The organism is Paenibacillus sp. XP01 (assembly GCF_057364885.1).
The window spans coordinates 4,123,747-4,138,407 of sequence record NZ_CP139481.1 but is presented as its reverse complement, the minus strand read 5'-3'; the positions used below and the strand labels follow the sequence as shown (position 1 = coordinate 4,138,407).

11 protein-coding genes are annotated in these 14,661 nt (G+C 46.6%); 9 read left to right on the top strand and 2 right to left on the bottom strand.

Features of this window, described 5'->3' with window-relative positions:
- The first annotated feature begins 28 nt into the window (after window positions 1–28).
- Window positions 29–1,309, top strand: coding sequence for an SGNH/GDSL hydrolase family protein (locus tag SNR34_RS18580; RefSeq protein WP_486179901.1), 1,281 nt, complete (start codon window positions 29–31; stop codon window positions 1,307–1,309).
- Window positions 1,310–1,767: 458 nt separating this feature from the next.
- Window positions 1,768–3,813 carry a serine hydrolase domain-containing protein gene (locus SNR34_RS18575; RefSeq protein ID WP_486179900.1) on the top strand — a complete coding sequence of 682 codons (2,046 nt, stop codon included), beginning with the start codon at window positions 1,768–1,770 and terminating at the stop codon, window positions 3,811–3,813.
- Between the two features lie 118 nt (window positions 3,814–3,931).
- On the opposite strand, the gene SNR34_RS18570 is transcribed toward SNR34_RS18575, so the two are convergent.
- The gene (locus SNR34_RS18570; protein WP_486179899.1) at window positions 3,932–6,766 is read right to left on the bottom strand and encodes a hybrid sensor histidine kinase/response regulator; all 2,835 of its coding nucleotides are present in this window, start codon (window positions 6,764–6,766) and stop codon (window positions 3,932–3,934) included.
- 730 nt (window positions 6,767–7,496) lie between these two features.
- Here SNR34_RS18570 and SNR34_RS18565 point away from each other — a divergent pair.
- The 5 genes from SNR34_RS18565 (at window position 7,497) to SNR34_RS18545 (ending at window position 11,221) form a co-directional block, all read left to right on the top strand.
- Window positions 7,497–7,637, top strand: coding sequence for a YjcZ family sporulation protein (locus tag SNR34_RS18565; RefSeq protein ID WP_236412306.1), 141 nt, complete (start codon window positions 7,497–7,499; stop codon window positions 7,635–7,637).
- Window positions 7,638–7,851: 214 nt separating this feature from the next.
- Window positions 7,852–8,736: a TetR/AcrR family transcriptional regulator gene (locus SNR34_RS18560; RefSeq protein ID WP_236412308.1), complete on the top strand. Its 885-nt coding sequence runs from the start codon at window positions 7,852–7,854 to the stop codon at window positions 8,734–8,736.
- Between the two features lie 224 nt (window positions 8,737–8,960).
- The gene (locus SNR34_RS18555; protein WP_486179898.1) at window positions 8,961–10,193 is read left to right on the top strand and encodes a cytochrome P450; all 1,233 of its coding nucleotides are present in this window, start codon (window positions 8,961–8,963) and stop codon (window positions 10,191–10,193) included.
- 96 nt (window positions 10,194–10,289) lie between these two features.
- Window positions 10,290–10,538 carry a ferredoxin gene (locus SNR34_RS18550; RefSeq protein WP_236412312.1) on the top strand — a complete coding sequence of 83 codons (249 nt, stop codon included), beginning with the start codon at window positions 10,290–10,292 and terminating at the stop codon, window positions 10,536–10,538.
- Between the two features lie 107 nt (window positions 10,539–10,645).
- Window positions 10,646–11,221: a DUF421 domain-containing protein gene (locus SNR34_RS18545; RefSeq protein ID WP_486179897.1), complete on the top strand. Its 576-nt coding sequence runs from the start codon at window positions 10,646–10,648 to the stop codon at window positions 11,219–11,221.
- Window positions 11,222–11,274: 53 nt separating this feature from the next.
- Here the strand turns inward: SNR34_RS18545 and SNR34_RS18540 are convergent, their stop codons facing one another.
- Window positions 11,275–12,342, bottom strand: coding sequence for a LacI family DNA-binding transcriptional regulator (locus SNR34_RS18540; protein ID WP_486179896.1), 1,068 nt, complete (start codon window positions 12,340–12,342; stop codon window positions 11,275–11,277).
- A 462-nt stretch (window positions 12,343–12,804) separates the two neighbouring features.
- Between SNR34_RS18540 and SNR34_RS18535 the strand changes: the two genes are divergently transcribed.
- Together SNR34_RS18535 and SNR34_RS18530 are read left to right on the top strand one after the other, a co-directional pair.
- Window positions 12,805–13,740 (top strand): ABC transporter permease, encoded by a 936-nt coding sequence (locus tag SNR34_RS18535; protein WP_236412926.1) that lies wholly within the window; start codon window positions 12,805–12,807, stop codon window positions 13,738–13,740.
- A gap of 15 nt (window positions 13,741–13,755) precedes the next feature.
- Window positions 13,756–14,637: a carbohydrate ABC transporter permease gene (locus SNR34_RS18530; protein WP_236412317.1), complete on the top strand. Its 882-nt coding sequence runs from the start codon at window positions 13,756–13,758 to the stop codon at window positions 14,635–14,637.
- Window positions 14,638–14,661 lie beyond the last annotated feature (24 nt).

The window sequence follows — 14,661 nt, the reverse complement described above, 5'->3', positions numbered from 1 at the left end:
CCCGTGACGAGGAAAGGAAGGATGAGCCATGTTTGACCCCCCATCAGGATCGGTACAACCATCGGAAGGTCCCAAAGCGCCGCGAGATCCGATCGGTATTCCGGATGCAACAGACCATGCGGCATTGAACCGCGATTCCCTCGCCTACCGGGAAATGATCGCTTCCTCGCTGCTGAACAAGGGCAACAATGCCCGATTAAAACGGGCCATCGACAACGCTCGAGACGGCAAACCCGTAACGATCGCTTATATCGGCGGGTCCATTACGCACGGGGCGGGGGCGGCGCCCCTGCACCTGAACTGTTACGCATATCGGTCTTTCGACCTTTTCCGAAGCATGTTCGCACCTGCGGACGAAGGCAAGGTCCGCCTGATCAAGGCAGGCGTCGGCGGCACTCCGTCCGAGCTGGGCATCGTCCGCTACGAGCGGGACGTGCTCCGGGAAGGCACGGTCCAGCCGGATGTCGTCGTCGTGGAGTTTGCGGTCAACGATGCCGACGACGAGACCGGGGGCGTATGTTACGAGAGTCTGGTGCTGCAGGCGCTGCAGGCGGACAACAAACCGGCGGTCATCCTGCTGTTCAGCGTGTTCGAGAATGACTGGAATCTTCAGGACCGCCTCTCCCCCTTAGGATGGCATTATGATCTGCCGATGGTGAGCATTAAAGATGCCGTCGTGGAGCAGTTCGGACGGAGCGAGGAGGAAGGCCGGGTCATCGGCAAAGCGCAGTTTTTCCATGATATCTATCATCCGACCAATGCCGGGCACCAAATCATGGCCGACTGTCTGGGCTGGCTGTTCGAGACGACGCATCATTCCTTCCTTGATGCAGAGAACGATCTGCAAGCCCTGCCGCCGCTCATCGGCGACCGGTTCGTCGGCATGAAGCTGATCGACCGAAAACATGCCGGCACAGTCGCCCGGGTCGATGCGGGTGGTTTCTGTGAGACGGATAAGGACCTGCAGCGGACCGAATTGGACGATCATTCGCACGGCACGCCACTGTTTCCCGATAACTGGATGCATACGGCTTCCGCAGGCAAAGCGCCGTTTCGAATGACTTTGCGAGCCAAACGGCTTATCATGGTTTTCAAAGATTCCGGAAGCGACGAGTTTGGAACGGCCAACGTTCGGGTGAACGGCGCATTCGTGAGGACCGCTGATCCTCATCAGGTTCATTGGACGCGCTGCCACGCGATGTTGATCTGCGATGAAGAGGAAACGGAGGAACGCATCGTGGAAATTTCCATGGCGGATCACCATGCGGATCGGTCGTTTACGATACTGGGTTTCGGGTACGTGCCGTAAATCGGCGAAACAAAAAGAGAGAAACACTTCACAAACCTTCGGGGTACATGCCCGGAGGTTTTTTGGCGATGTACGGAAGGGGCAACCGGGAAAATCTCCCGTGAGGGCGCTTCCGAACGGCTCCGTCTTTAATCGTAGGTATAATCCTTCTCGAGACGGATGGAAAATAAAGGTTTAATAAATAAAATATTTATATAAACCGCAAAAAAACAAACACACGTTAACGGAGAGGCAGAACCGATCTGGAGAAGCGAAGCGTTCTAAAAAGCTTTCTGAAAGAAAGCTGTATCGGAAGCATAGGCTGTTCACCGGATTTTCCCCTTAGAAAAGGGGAACCAAAAAAATCTGGGGATAACCGCGATCGGAAGATGGTGCTGCATTCGCAGTGCCCTAATGTGATTGATTAGTGCGGTTTATATAAGTGAAAATAACAATTCCTTTAGAAACGAGGTTATCCGATGGAAAAGAGAAGAGGCCTACGGGCTTCAAAGAAACTTAATCTGATTACGGTAAGCTTATTGATGGCTGCACTAATATCAGGTCAGACGGCATTTGGGTACTCCGTCGCCGGGAGCGAAAACAGGTCCGGATTAGAACAAACCCTCCATGATCAAGGGCCGTCGACTGCGGCCGAAGTGGAGCAATTTGCGGATGAATTTTTTAACCGGCCTGATATCCAAAAGAAACTTGTCGGTGCAGCCTTTGTAGTTGTTGCAGATAACAAGGTGTTGTTAAACAAAGGGTACGGTTTTTCCGACCTGGAAACGAAATCTTTGGTCGATCCTGATCAGACGATTTTTCGAATGGCCTCCATCTCGAAAGTAATGACTGCGACTGCGGTAATGCAGCTCGTTGAGCAAGGGAAGATCGATCTCGACGAAAATATAGAACAATATCTTGAAGGAATCCCCATCAAGAACCAGACTGGAAGCCCCCTGACCATGAGACATTTAATGACGCATACCACTGGCTTCGATTATACGGATTACATTTCATCGAATAACGAAGAACAGTCTTTAGAACAATTTATTCAAGAAAACATGCCGACCGTTGTAAGAACACCAGGTGAGAGTTACCGGTATGATAACTTTGCTTTTAATCTCCAGGGATACATTCTTCAGCAAGTAGCAGGTGATCCTTTTGAGGAATATGTGCAGAAGCACGTTTTTGAACCTCTAGGAATGAATAACAGTGATTTCCGCATGACGGAACAAATCAAAAAAAATCTGGCTACAGGTTACGGAACCGATGGCCAACCCAAGGAGCAGTATCCGAACGTTCCTTTTATTGTCCCGGACGGGGGAATGTTTGGCACGAGCAGCGACATGGCTCGATTTATGTTGGCCCATTTGAATGGAGGCAGGCTCGGCAATGCCGAGATCCTCTCTACATCGACGACAGAGGAAATGCATCGTACGCAGGTGTCCATTCAAGAGCAGGTGCCCACGATGGCTTTAGGATTCGAAAAATTTTATCGTCACGCCTACAATGGCCAATTGGTTATTGGAAAAGGGGGGGATCTGCCTGGATATCATTCGTGGATGTGGTTAATGCCGGATCAAAAAGTGGGTGGTTTTGTCATTACGAACAGTGACGCGAGTCAAGACATAAGGGAAGAATTGTTCACTGCATTTATGGACCATTATTTCCCCCAAGAAAAGCAGGAAGAACAAGAGTGGCCGCTCGATGCCAATGAGCTGGATGCGTTTGTCGGAACATATCGCCATCTTCGGCAGCCTTTCCTGTTTTTTGATATCAAGAAACAAGCGGGAAAGCTTTCGATTTCCGGTCCGAATGGAACACATACGTTAAAACCCGTCGGGGATCTGTTATTCGTCGATGAAGAGGGCAATCAAGCTGCATTCAAGAAGGATGACGAGGGAGAAATCATCGATCTGGATTACATTGCACCCGACTCATGGTTTGCTAAAATCCCGGATCTTCCTAAATACGTTGACGTAGGTAATGACGCATACTCGGAGGCTATATATACCTCTGCCAAACTGTTCATGCAAGACGACAACGAAAAGCAAGACTCCCGTTTCTTTCCGGAAGAGGCTGTTACGAGAGGTGAATTTGCATACCAATTGTTGAAGTTTGCCAATGTAAAACCTTCTGAAAAGCCGCCATTTTTTAAAGATATCGAAGGACACAAATACGGAGCTTCGATTCAGAAACTCGCAGAAATCGGAGTATTGACAGGCACTTCCGATGAAATGTTCCATCCGGATCGTATCATTACCCGTCAAGAAGCGGCTACGATTCTCTGGAGGCTTTCTTCAAGCTTTAACATGCCCAAGATTTCGGCGAAGATCGCCGATCATCCTGCTCCCTGGGCTGAAGAAGCCGTCAAATTTGTGGTGGGAGCGGGGATCTATGGTCCTGATGTAACCACTAGCAATACGGGGAGCATAAACTACCGGTCGCAAGATTCATTGCTGCGCAAGGAAGCTGCTGTCATTTGGGATCGCTTTATTAAAGTCCTGATATCCGGATTACAATAAACACATCCGCTACGGAGCAAGTAACAATAAAGCAGCGCTTTCCGCTCAATGGAAATCCGCTGCTTTACTTGTAAATAAGTCATCCAGGTCGTTTCTTTCTATTCATTCACAGACTGCATCAATGTCGATTTGAATTTCTGTTTATGTCATAAACGTTTAATGGGTTGAAAGAATCCTTAATCACCTGCGAATCGGCCGGGATTTTAAAAGAAACGGTGGTACCTTGATGTTTAACGCTTTGGATGACCAACCCGCTGCCAAAGGTTTGCATCAGTCGACGGTTCGTGTTGTAAATTCCGATCCCTCTGTCCCCCGGATGAGGAGCATTCAGCAATTGGGCGACTGTATCAGGTTCCATACCAGGCCCGTCATCTTTCAATTCAATCGATATCGAGTCTGCATCCCGAGCAATTCGAATCCATATTGTGCCTCCGTTGACTTTTGCCATCATACCATGCCGAACGGCATTCTCCACGATCGGCTGAATGGCCAGCGGCGGGATGAGGGCGTTCACTTCCGAGTCAACCTCCCATACGACGTTAAGACGATCTCCATGCCTCTCTTTTTCTACGTATAAGTAAGCTTGCACAAGCTCCAGCTCCTGCTGCAGCGGTACCAGCCGATCCCGATTTCCGTAACTGAAGCTGATTTGCAAGTAGGAGCTGAATGACTGCACCAGGTTCTGCATGCGTTTAATATCGATGTCGCTAAGCGCCACGATCGTATTTAACGTGTTGAACAAAAAGTGAGGGTGGATCTGAGCTTGCATATAAGCAGCTTCCATTTGCATGCGGTCGTCGACCGTATGCTTCAATGTGATCAAGGAATGGATTCGGTATCTTAATTCCACCGGATCAACCGGCTTCGTTACATAATCGTTAGCACCGGACTGGAAACCGGCATACACATCGGCCGGTTCGCTTCGAGCCGTTAACAGCAGCACAGGAAGTTCTGAAGCATTATAACGGGTTCTTACAGCGCGAGTAAGGTCATAGCCTGACATTTCCGGCATCATGACGTCCGTAATAAGCAGATCCCAGGATTGCGAACCGAGAAGCTCGAGCGCTTCGGCAACCGAAACTGTACATCTCAAATGGTACGGTTCTACAGAGAGCAAGCCGGCCAAAATTCTCAAGTTTACAGGGTCGTCATCCACAGCCAAGATCTGAACGGGATGTTTTTTCGACAGAAAGGCTGGCGGCATTCCCATCGAATCATCATTTTTATTGAATTCTTGGCTAGCTGTTAGCTCGTAGTAAGCATCTTCCCCGACTACCGGCAACACTGTTTGTGATACAAAGCGATCTGCAGCAGTATCCGCCAGCGGCAGGGTAAAGGAAAACGTCGTTCCTTTTCCCGGTTCGGATGAAACGGTAAGTTCGCCGCCGTGCAGCTCTACGAGCTCCCTGCTGATGTTCAGGCCAAGCCCGATTCCCTGCGCCTCGTTTAACCCCTGATCGCCTTGTTCATATCGAAGAAATACCCGCTGCATCGTTTCTTGGTCCATCCCGACTCCTGTATCGGATACCATGACGGTCATTGTACTGCCGTTTGCAACGGCTGATACGGTGATGGAGCCCTTCTCCGTGTACTTTATCGCATTGTGCACCAAATTAATGAAAACTTGACTCAACCGTTTCTCATCTGCCTGAACGACGGGGAGCGAATCCGGAATATCCATGATCAGCCGGACAGGTTTGCCTTCGGTCATATATTTTAATAAACCGAACACCCCTTTGACGACGGAAACGAGGGAAACGCTGCTGGTCTGCAGCTGGATTCGTTTCTCCTGAAGAAGGATGGCATCCAGTAAGTCATTGATCAAATACGACATCCGGCGGCTGATCGTAATCAAAAGGTTCAGGTCTTCGTTGCTCTGCTTGCTAAGCTTTTCTTTCTCGCGTTCTGCCAGACCGATGGAAATATTCAATATTCCGTGCAGCGGTGTCCGTAATTCATGAGACGTATTGGCTAGAAAACGATCCTTCATTTGGTCAGCCATCTTCAGCTTGCCGTTCAATTTGCTGATTTGGCGGACATTACGAAAATACTGCTTGAACCAGTAGGCGGAAAAACCGATAATGGCTGCAAGTACATCGACCGGATAATACACAGCAGGCAGCTCAAATTTTCTCCCTATAGACCCCCCCCAGAGTGAACTTGCTAATACGCCGCTGGCCGAAAGAAGCAAAAATATGGAGCCTTCCTTGCGTTTTATGACCATCTTGGCGAATAACAGAAGCGAGTGCAGTATGGGGAGTAGGTAAAATACGCTAAACACCCGGTACTTTGAGAGAAAATGAACCCAAGGCACGGGGGCGATGAAGATCACAGCCGTGTACAGGACAAAAAACGAACTGAATATCGTAAACCATATTCTAGGCTTCGATGAGGTAATGCTACGGCTCAGTTTCCAGATAAAATAGGACAGCAAGGAGTACGAAAGCATGGCTAATTTGACTTCCCATTCATAGTTGATCGGAAACCATCTAACCAATAGGGTGTCGTTGGATAGTACAACGGTTAAAGCGGCTGCGATCAGCAGCAAGAAGAAATCAAGAATGGACCGCTGCTTCGGATTGAATGTGTACAAGATGAAAGCATATACGCCGTGGAGCATCAAGACAACAAACATGACAAGCTGAAGGTCCACGGAGGTTCCGTTTTCCTTCTGGATCGCGATGTGTGTTCCGAACTTGATCGGTTTTACTATACCTCCCAAAAATGGATGTTCATTGTTCGCGACACGGATGATGATATCCAGCTCACGAGCATCAGGGTCAGGCATGTAATCGATGATGAAAGAGCTGCGGTTCGGGAGGTAGGAGGCTTGACCGTCTTCCCCCGTCATTCCCATTCTGGCTACGGTTTCACCGTTGATGTCTACCGTAGCGGCAGATTGGATGGCCTGTACCCATAATGATATGGGAACCGAAATCGGGCGATCCAGCAATATACGGAGCCGATATGTACCGTTACCTAATGAAGATGTGGCTCCATTGGCGCTTTTCCAGTCCCCGGGTACTTCTACATAGGTCTGCTTCGCTAGCTCTTTCCATTCTGTTTCATTGATTAGCGCATTCGAATAAAAGGCCCAGTCCCCATTTAAGTTGATAGGCTTTGAATTTATTAAATCCCAGCCTCTTAGATCCAAAACTCCGCCGGCGGCTTTCGGTTGATCTGAAGGAGGAGCATATGTATCGAGCCAAAGCCAGCGGATTCCCAAGAGGATGCTTAGGAAAATAACAAATACAACAATGTGCAAGAATAATTTGGCAACTTTAACACGATGATGTTTTTTGGTGGGCATTATGTTTAACATTCCTTTTAACAACGTATTGTCTGAATTCTCCCACTTCGATAGTGGCGGGTGCCAAAGTAGTTACATTTCTCACATTCAAATATAAATGTAACGATTTCAAACGTAAAGCTGTTTTCGGCAGTTATGGTGATTTTTGATCTTTATAAAGATTTTAACATATGAAGTGACTCCCGAGGATTTGCCGCAGGATATTGCCGTAAAAAGGTGGTTCTAACCCGGAGTGGTGAAAGGGTACAAGACGGAGTGACATATCGAGTTATATAGGCGCTGCAGTTTCTTTAAAGCCCTTTTTCCAAGTAGCCTTGTCAATTCGGATGTACATGAATAATCTATTCTATACCACAAAAGAGGAGGAAGAAGAATGAGTGATGTTGGGTACGGCAATGGAGTAGGAAGTGGAAATGTAGGAGGAGCAGGTGCATACGGTGGCTTTACCTCCATCGGCGCAATTCTTGTGCTCTTTATTCTGTTGGTTATTATCTCCAAGGCCTTCTTGGTCTAATATGTAACTCCGTTTCTTGCTATAGCTGCGAGGCTAGAATATGACCAAGATTGAAAGTCGCTGAAATAGCGGCTTTCTTTTATGTTTTTTACAAGAGTTTTAAGGGATTGTTGAGAGCAGCGGATGCCCGGTGTTTGGATTGTCTCCTCTTTCAGGTTCATTTATGATGGAATCAAACATCGTATCTCCAATAAAAAAGGGGCGTAGACAAAATATGAGCAGTCGCAAACAAAGTTTGTTGGAAAGCGCTCTTTCCCTATTTATAGAGCATGGCTTCGCAAACACAACGATTCAAATGATTTTGGACCACTCCGGCGTGTCCAAAGGAACATTTTATAAATTTTTCCATTCGAAAGAAGACTGTTTGTATGCTATTTTGGACCAGCGCATACAAGAAGATATTTTGATAAGGCGAGAGCTGGAACAACATCACTATCACTCGGACTTTGATTTACTTGTGGATCAGATTGCGGTTCCAATGTCTGCACCTGAGAAAGATCGAATTTGGAGCCTCTACTGGAGCGGATTTTACTCTGGGGAAATTGATTCTGCCAATCTAGCAACGATGCAGCTCAAGTGGCTCTCATCCCGACTTGTACAGGTGTTCGGGAAAGAATATGGTTTATATGCTAACGAAGGAGCCATTTTATGTTTTGGCATACTACATCAAATTACCAACACATCGAGAAGCTTCAAGATTGCAAAACCGGATTGGAGCGAAGTGGTCCCAAAGGTACTAAAGTATATCGAAGTCATTTTAAAAACGATGCTGCAGCGAAACGAACATCTCTTTGATTTTCAATCATTGCATTTTTTGGAGGGTGAAAGCCATCATCATATAAGCATAGAAACATTGTTAGATGAGCTTGAAGAGTTCAACGAGCTTGTGCAGAAGTCGGATGAATCCATAAGATTAAAACAACTTGCTGAAGGGGTCTTGAAGATGTTTCGGGACAAGGAAAACTTTAATGCCTCCGTCATTGAGGTTGTGCTCCGAGCATTTTATAAAGAATGCACATCAAGTGAATTCCATATGAAAGCGAACAGACTAGCTGAATCATGTTGGCTATATTTAGATCAAATCGATAAACAAACTTAAATTCCAACAGATTGGCGCATGCCAATCTTTTTTTTGTTGGTAATATACGGTCAGTACATATATATAAACCTTTTATTTATTGAGAAATTCAAGGTGTGATTCTGTAAATTTGAAATAAATTATACGGGTAGTATATAATTATCTTACACAAGAATTTTCCATTTTTACTATCAACTTCTCTGTGAGGGAACTCTCTTGTGAAACCAGGATTGGAGGTTCAAGGCATGAATAAAGAAGTCGTCTCAGTTCCAGCGATCACGCAATTTAAAACAAGATCCGAAGAATTCTTTCCTCTCCATTGGTACAAAAAAATGCTTGAAGAGAATCCCGTTTTTTATCATGAAGAAACAGATACTTGGAATGTTTTTCGCTACGATGATGTCAAACAGGTATTAAGTGACCACGAATATTTTTCGGCTGAAGGCACGAGGACCATTCTTGAGGTAGGAGCTAACAATAAGGAAGGTGCTGTCCCTGAAAAGATTGGCATTTCAAGCATGGATCCGCCCCGACATCAAAAATCCCGTTCGCTGATCTCGGCTGCATTTACACCTCGCAGCCTCAAAGTTTGGGAGCCGCGTATTCAACAAACGATTAATCACCTGGCGCAGAACATGGAGGAGAATACGTTAATCGATATTGTCGAGTCCTACGCCACCCCGATTCCTTCGATGGTCATGGCTGATCTGTTGGGGGTCCCCATGGAGGATAGCCATCTCTTCAAAAATTGGGTCGATATTCTATTCCAGCCTTATGACCAAAAAGACGAACAAGCGATTCAAAAAAAGAAGCAGCATGCAGCTAAAGCGTATTTCGAACACATCTATCCCATCGTGGTCCATAAGAGATCCCATCCGGAAGAGGACATCATATCCGATCTGCTGCAAGTCGAGGTGGATGGCGAAAAATTCACGGATGACGAAGTGGTCCGAACAACCATGCTGCTTCTGGGAGCGGGAATTGAAACAACAAGCCATATGATCTCAAGTATGTTTTATTCGTTGTTATATGATGATCCGACAATCTATCAAGCATTGAGGCAGCAGCCCGAACTGGTAACCAACACCGTTGAAGAAATGCTTCGCTATCGTTTTCATATATCTAAAAGGCACCGCACCGTTAAACAGGACAATGACGTATTAGGCGTAAACCTGAAAAAAGGAGACCTTATTATTGCTTGGATGAGCGCAGCTAATGTGGACCAGCAGATGTTCGAGCACCCCTTTACATTGGATATCCACCGGAAAAACAACAAAAAAAATCTTACTTTTGGCATCGGACCTCATTTTTGTCTTGGTGCTCCACTAGCCAGACTAGAACTCAATATCGCTCTCACAACGTTTCTTGAAAGGTTCTCGGAGATTAGACCGGAAGAATCCTTTATATTGGAAAACCATTTAGCAGCATCTGCTCCTGGACAAAGTTTGACCCATCTTCCGATGCATGTAATCCGATAACGGATACGGCAGTCAGGCTGATTGTAAAACGGGAGAGGTCTATAGAAGATGAAAGATACGCCATAACTTGTGCGTTTAATCGGGGAGGTTTACACGGTGACCAGATACGCCTGTGTTGAAAAAGATACTTGCATTGCGTGTGGAGCATGCGGAGCTACCGCTCCCGATCTATTCGATTATGACGATGAAGGTATAGCCGAAGTGTTTTATCTAGAAGACCGAAATAGAGGTATCACGCCGATTGAAGATGAGGACCTAGTGAATGACTTAATCGATGCTATAGATGGTTGCCCTACGGATTCGATCAAAATGCAAGAGCGTCCATTTGCCGTTATCGAAAGTTGAATTTGGCTCTCGCCGGCTTCCTCCAGACTTTGCGATGGAGCTTTTCTCATGATTTCCTTTATTTTGGGGAACGCTTGTAGAACAGTGAAACATCGGGAGGAATGCAAATGTGGATGATATTCTGGAGCACGATTTTTTTAGCTTGCATCGGCACGCTCTTTTTAAGGATTGCGGGGCGGAAATCCATCTCACAAATGACGATTCCTCAAATCATCATTTTATTGAGCATTGGCACGGTGCTTGGCACTCAAGTAAGCGGGAAGGGGATGAAGGAAACGATTCTGGCACTTGCCGTTTTTATCGGTTTCCTCATCCTTGTTGAATGGATTACTTTACGCTCAAACGTTATAGAGTCGATCTTAAAGGGAAAAAGCGTGTCGGTGATCCGCGAAGGTAAGCTTGACACGAACAATTTGCGCAAGCTGCGAATTTCTGTTGACGATCTGGAAAAGCGCCTGCGCATGGCAGGCATTTCTCGAGTTGAAGATGTAAAGTCGGGTACCATTGAAAATAACGGAGAGCTTGGCTATGAGCTGTACCCCGAAGCCGCGCCGGTAACGAGAAAGGACTTGCAGCGAATGTTCGAGGCCTATTTTCCTCACCCTGAAACGGAACCCTTATCCGGAGAGAGCGGCCTTCAAGCAAAACTTCATGTTGAGGAGAAACCCCGCCAATTTCAATAATGCTCTGAATCATAAACCGACTCGCTGAGAGTCGGTTTTTCTTTTAGATCGGATTAACCCGTTACAAGAGTAGAATTGACCGGCATAATTGCGGGCGTCGACTCCCGTATAATCGGTTTGGTCGCAATATGCGAGACCTGATAAGGTTGTTCCGGGTTATCGATCCGGGATAACAGCATCTCGGCCGCTTTGATCCCCATTTCGTTGCTGTAAATGTGCACCGTCGTTAACGGAGGTTCAATAATTCTTGATTCGGGTGCGTTATCGAACCCGCATACCACAATATTCTGCGGAACCGTCACCTCTCTTGCTTTCAAAGCCTTGATCAGTTCGACCGCGATGAAGTCATTCGCGCATACATAAGCGGAAGGCAAAGACTCCAGCGCGGCTACGCGCTCGTTCATCCAACCAGGCTTCGAGAAGAACAGCCGATCATTATCCGTAATGCAGTGGGATGGATCGACCTGCAGCCCCGATTCGAGCATCGCGCGTTGATAGCCGACCCATCGTTCATTGAAGCTTTTGCAGTGATTATAGTCTCCGGCGAACCCGATGCTTTTGTAGCCGCTATCAATTAATTTTTTGGTTAACTGATAGGTGCTATGTTCATTCTCCATTAACAGCAGGTCGGCATGAAAATCCGGATAACAGATGTCGGAAGCGCAATCGATAAAGATCGTGGGGATGCCGAGCTCCGTGATGAGACGGGTATATTCCAAGTTGAACAATTCGATGCAAATAATGCCGTCCACCTTTGAAATATCAAAGTTGTTCGGAAGCGTCAGCGCGTCTTGGTCGACTTCACGCACGATATGGATCGAGAGATTATACCCCTCGGCACTGATCCTTTTTTCCAGACCGCTGATTAACAACGATCCAAAATGAGACGTATTGGGCAGGTTTTCGGTTAACAGGGCGATATTGCCCGGCGTTTTGCCCAGGACATGCTCGCTTTCCATATAAGCGAAGTGTTTATATTTTAACTCAATGGCTTTTTTAACGACCCGGTTCCGCGTCTCTTCCGGAATGTTTCCACTGTCATTCAGCGCTTTGGAAGCCGTATTTCTGGAGATGCCCAGAGCATCCGCAATGTCCTGTATTGTGACTTTCTCTTTTGCCATGTCGTGCTTCACCTCTAATGATCAATTAGTCATCCCCAATGATTATCTAAGTCAAATGTATAATATATCGGAGCAAATAGCAATCTCGACTTTACATATGAACAATTAAATTTACATTTTGAATATTGACGGTTCCATTTTTTGTGGTTTTGTAGTTAGGGGTTATACGATATAAAACAGGTTGGTCCTCGTTAAGACGAGAAGAAACAGGTTTGGAAAGACGATTTCAGGGCTGTGAGTTCACAATCCCATCTAATTATGAGCGAAAAAATGCAAAAGAAATTAGCAAATGCACAATTATTTTTTTACATTATGTATTGACTAAACGAGAGGTTTCCTGATAAATTGTAAAATATCAAATGAGCAATTGTAAATATTGAAAGCCCTTTCTATGAGCAATTGTCAACTTCATCAATGAACGGAGGTAGCGTGGTGGATAACACAGTGGACACCAAAAAGGGGATGGAAAGGGGCCTGAGGGAAAGGCCGTCCATCGGTCATGCATGGCAGCGGCTCAAAAAGAACTATTTTTTGTATGCATTGCTTGCACCAGCCCTGATCCTGACGTTGGTTTTCAAATACATTCCGATGTATGGAGCCATTATCGCATTCAAAGATTTTAGTCCGATCAAAGGGATTATGGGCAGCGATTGGGTGGGATTGAAGCATTTCGAGAAGTTTCTGGCATCGCCCAATTTTGACGTCATTTTCATGAATACGCTTAAGCTCAGCTTTTTGGGATTGATATTCAGTTTTCCGGTGCCCATTCTGCTGGCGCTCATGCTGAATCAAGTGCGCAAAGCCGGAGTGAAGAAGAACATCCAATTGTTTCTGTATGCGCCCAATTTCATTTCGGTCGTGGTCGTTGTGGGCATGCTGTTCATCTTTTTATCACCGACCGGGCCAGTGAACCAATTCGCCATATGGATTACCGGTCAGCCCATCATGTTTATGTCCGAACCCGAATATTTCCGCTGGATATACATTTTGTCCGATATCTGGACCGGAGCGGGCTGGTCTTCGATCATTTATGTGGCGGCTTTGGCCAACGTCGATCCGGAGCTTCATAATGCAGCCAATCTGGATGGAGCCAATCTCCTTCAGCGTATCCGCCATATCGATCTTCCGACCATTCGTCCGATTATGGCCATCGTGTTTATTCTTGCTGCCGGCGGGATCATGTCCATCGGGTTCGAGAAGGCGTATCTGATGCAGACATCCATGAACCTGCCATCCTCCGAAATTATTGCAACGTATGTTTACAAGGTCGGATTGCAGTCCGGGGATTACGCCTATTCTGCGGCGGTAGGATTGTTTAACTCCGTCATTAATGTGATATTGCTCGTTACCGTAAATCTGATCGTGAAAAAATTGAACGAAGGCGAAGGCCTTTACTAGAAAGGAGTGTTACCTATGGCAATCAAACCTACGGGACTGGACCGTCTGATTCTTGCGTTAAACGCCATCTTTCTCACCTGCGCCGTACTGGTTGTGGTCGTTCCTCTGATTTACATCGTCATCGCTTCATTCATGGACCCGACCGTGCTTCTTAACCGCGGATTGTCCTTCAATGTATCCGACTGGAGTCTGGACGGATACCAGATGATTCTGTCCAATCCGGCCATGATTCGAGGTTTCGCGAATGCGGTGCTGTACTCCGTTTCGTTTGCCTTCGTGACCGTCACGGTCTCGATCTTTGCAGGTTATGCATTATCCGAGGAAAGGCTGGCCGGACGGGGATTCTTCATGGTTCTGTTTATCATTACGATGTTCTTTGGCGGCGGCTTGATTCCCACCTATCTGCTCGTGCGTAACCTCGGCATGCTGGATACCGTCTGGGCGATCATCATCCCGGGAGCGGTTAACGTCTGGAACATCATTCTCTCCAGAACTTTTTTCAAAGGGGTACCCAGGGAACTCAAAGAAGCCGCGAACGTAGACGGCGCGTCCGACATGAAAATTTTCTTCCAGATTGTCATTCCGTTGTCCAAACCGATCATTTTTGTCCTCGCTTTGTACGCGTTCGTAGGGCAGTGGAATTCTTATTTTGATGCGATGATTTACCTGGATAATCCCAACCTTCACCCGCTGCAGCTCGTCCTGCGCTCCATTCTGATTCAGAACCAGGCTGCACCGGGCATGATCAGTGATCAGCTTGCGATGGCGGAGCTCAAACGGCTCTCCGAGATGATCAAATATTCGGCCATTGTCATTTCAAGTCTGCCGCTGATCATCATGTATCCGTTTTTCCAGAAATATTTCGAAAAAGGTGTCATGGTCGGTTCACTGAAATAGCGAACTGCCTGAGATACAGCAAGT

Coding starts and splice junctions, on each gene's coding strand:
- SNR34_RS18580 (WP_486179901.1), top strand. CDS start 29: ATGTTTGACCCCCCATCAGGATCGGTACAACCATCGGAAGGTCCCAAA.
- SNR34_RS18575 (WP_486179900.1), top strand. CDS start 1,768: ATGGAAAAGAGAAGAGGCCTACGGGCTTCAAAGAAACTTAATCTGATT.
- SNR34_RS18565 (WP_236412306.1), top strand. CDS start 7,497: ATGAGTGATGTTGGGTACGGCAATGGAGTAGGAAGTGGAAATGTAGGA.
- SNR34_RS18560 (WP_236412308.1), top strand. CDS start 7,852: ATGAGCAGTCGCAAACAAAGTTTGTTGGAAAGCGCTCTTTCCCTATTT.
- SNR34_RS18555 (WP_486179898.1), top strand. CDS start 8,961: ATGAATAAAGAAGTCGTCTCAGTTCCAGCGATCACGCAATTTAAAACA.
- SNR34_RS18545 (WP_486179897.1), top strand. CDS start 10,646: ATGTGGATGATATTCTGGAGCACGATTTTTTTAGCTTGCATCGGCACG.
- SNR34_RS18540 (WP_486179896.1), bottom strand. CDS start 12,342: ATGGCAAAAGAGAAAGTCACAATACAGGACATTGCGGATGCTCTGGGC.
- SNR34_RS18535 (WP_236412926.1), top strand. CDS start 12,805: ATGGAAAGGGGCCTGAGGGAAAGGCCGTCCATCGGTCATGCATGGCAG.
- SNR34_RS18530 (WP_236412317.1), top strand. CDS start 13,756: ATGGCAATCAAACCTACGGGACTGGACCGTCTGATTCTTGCGTTAAAC.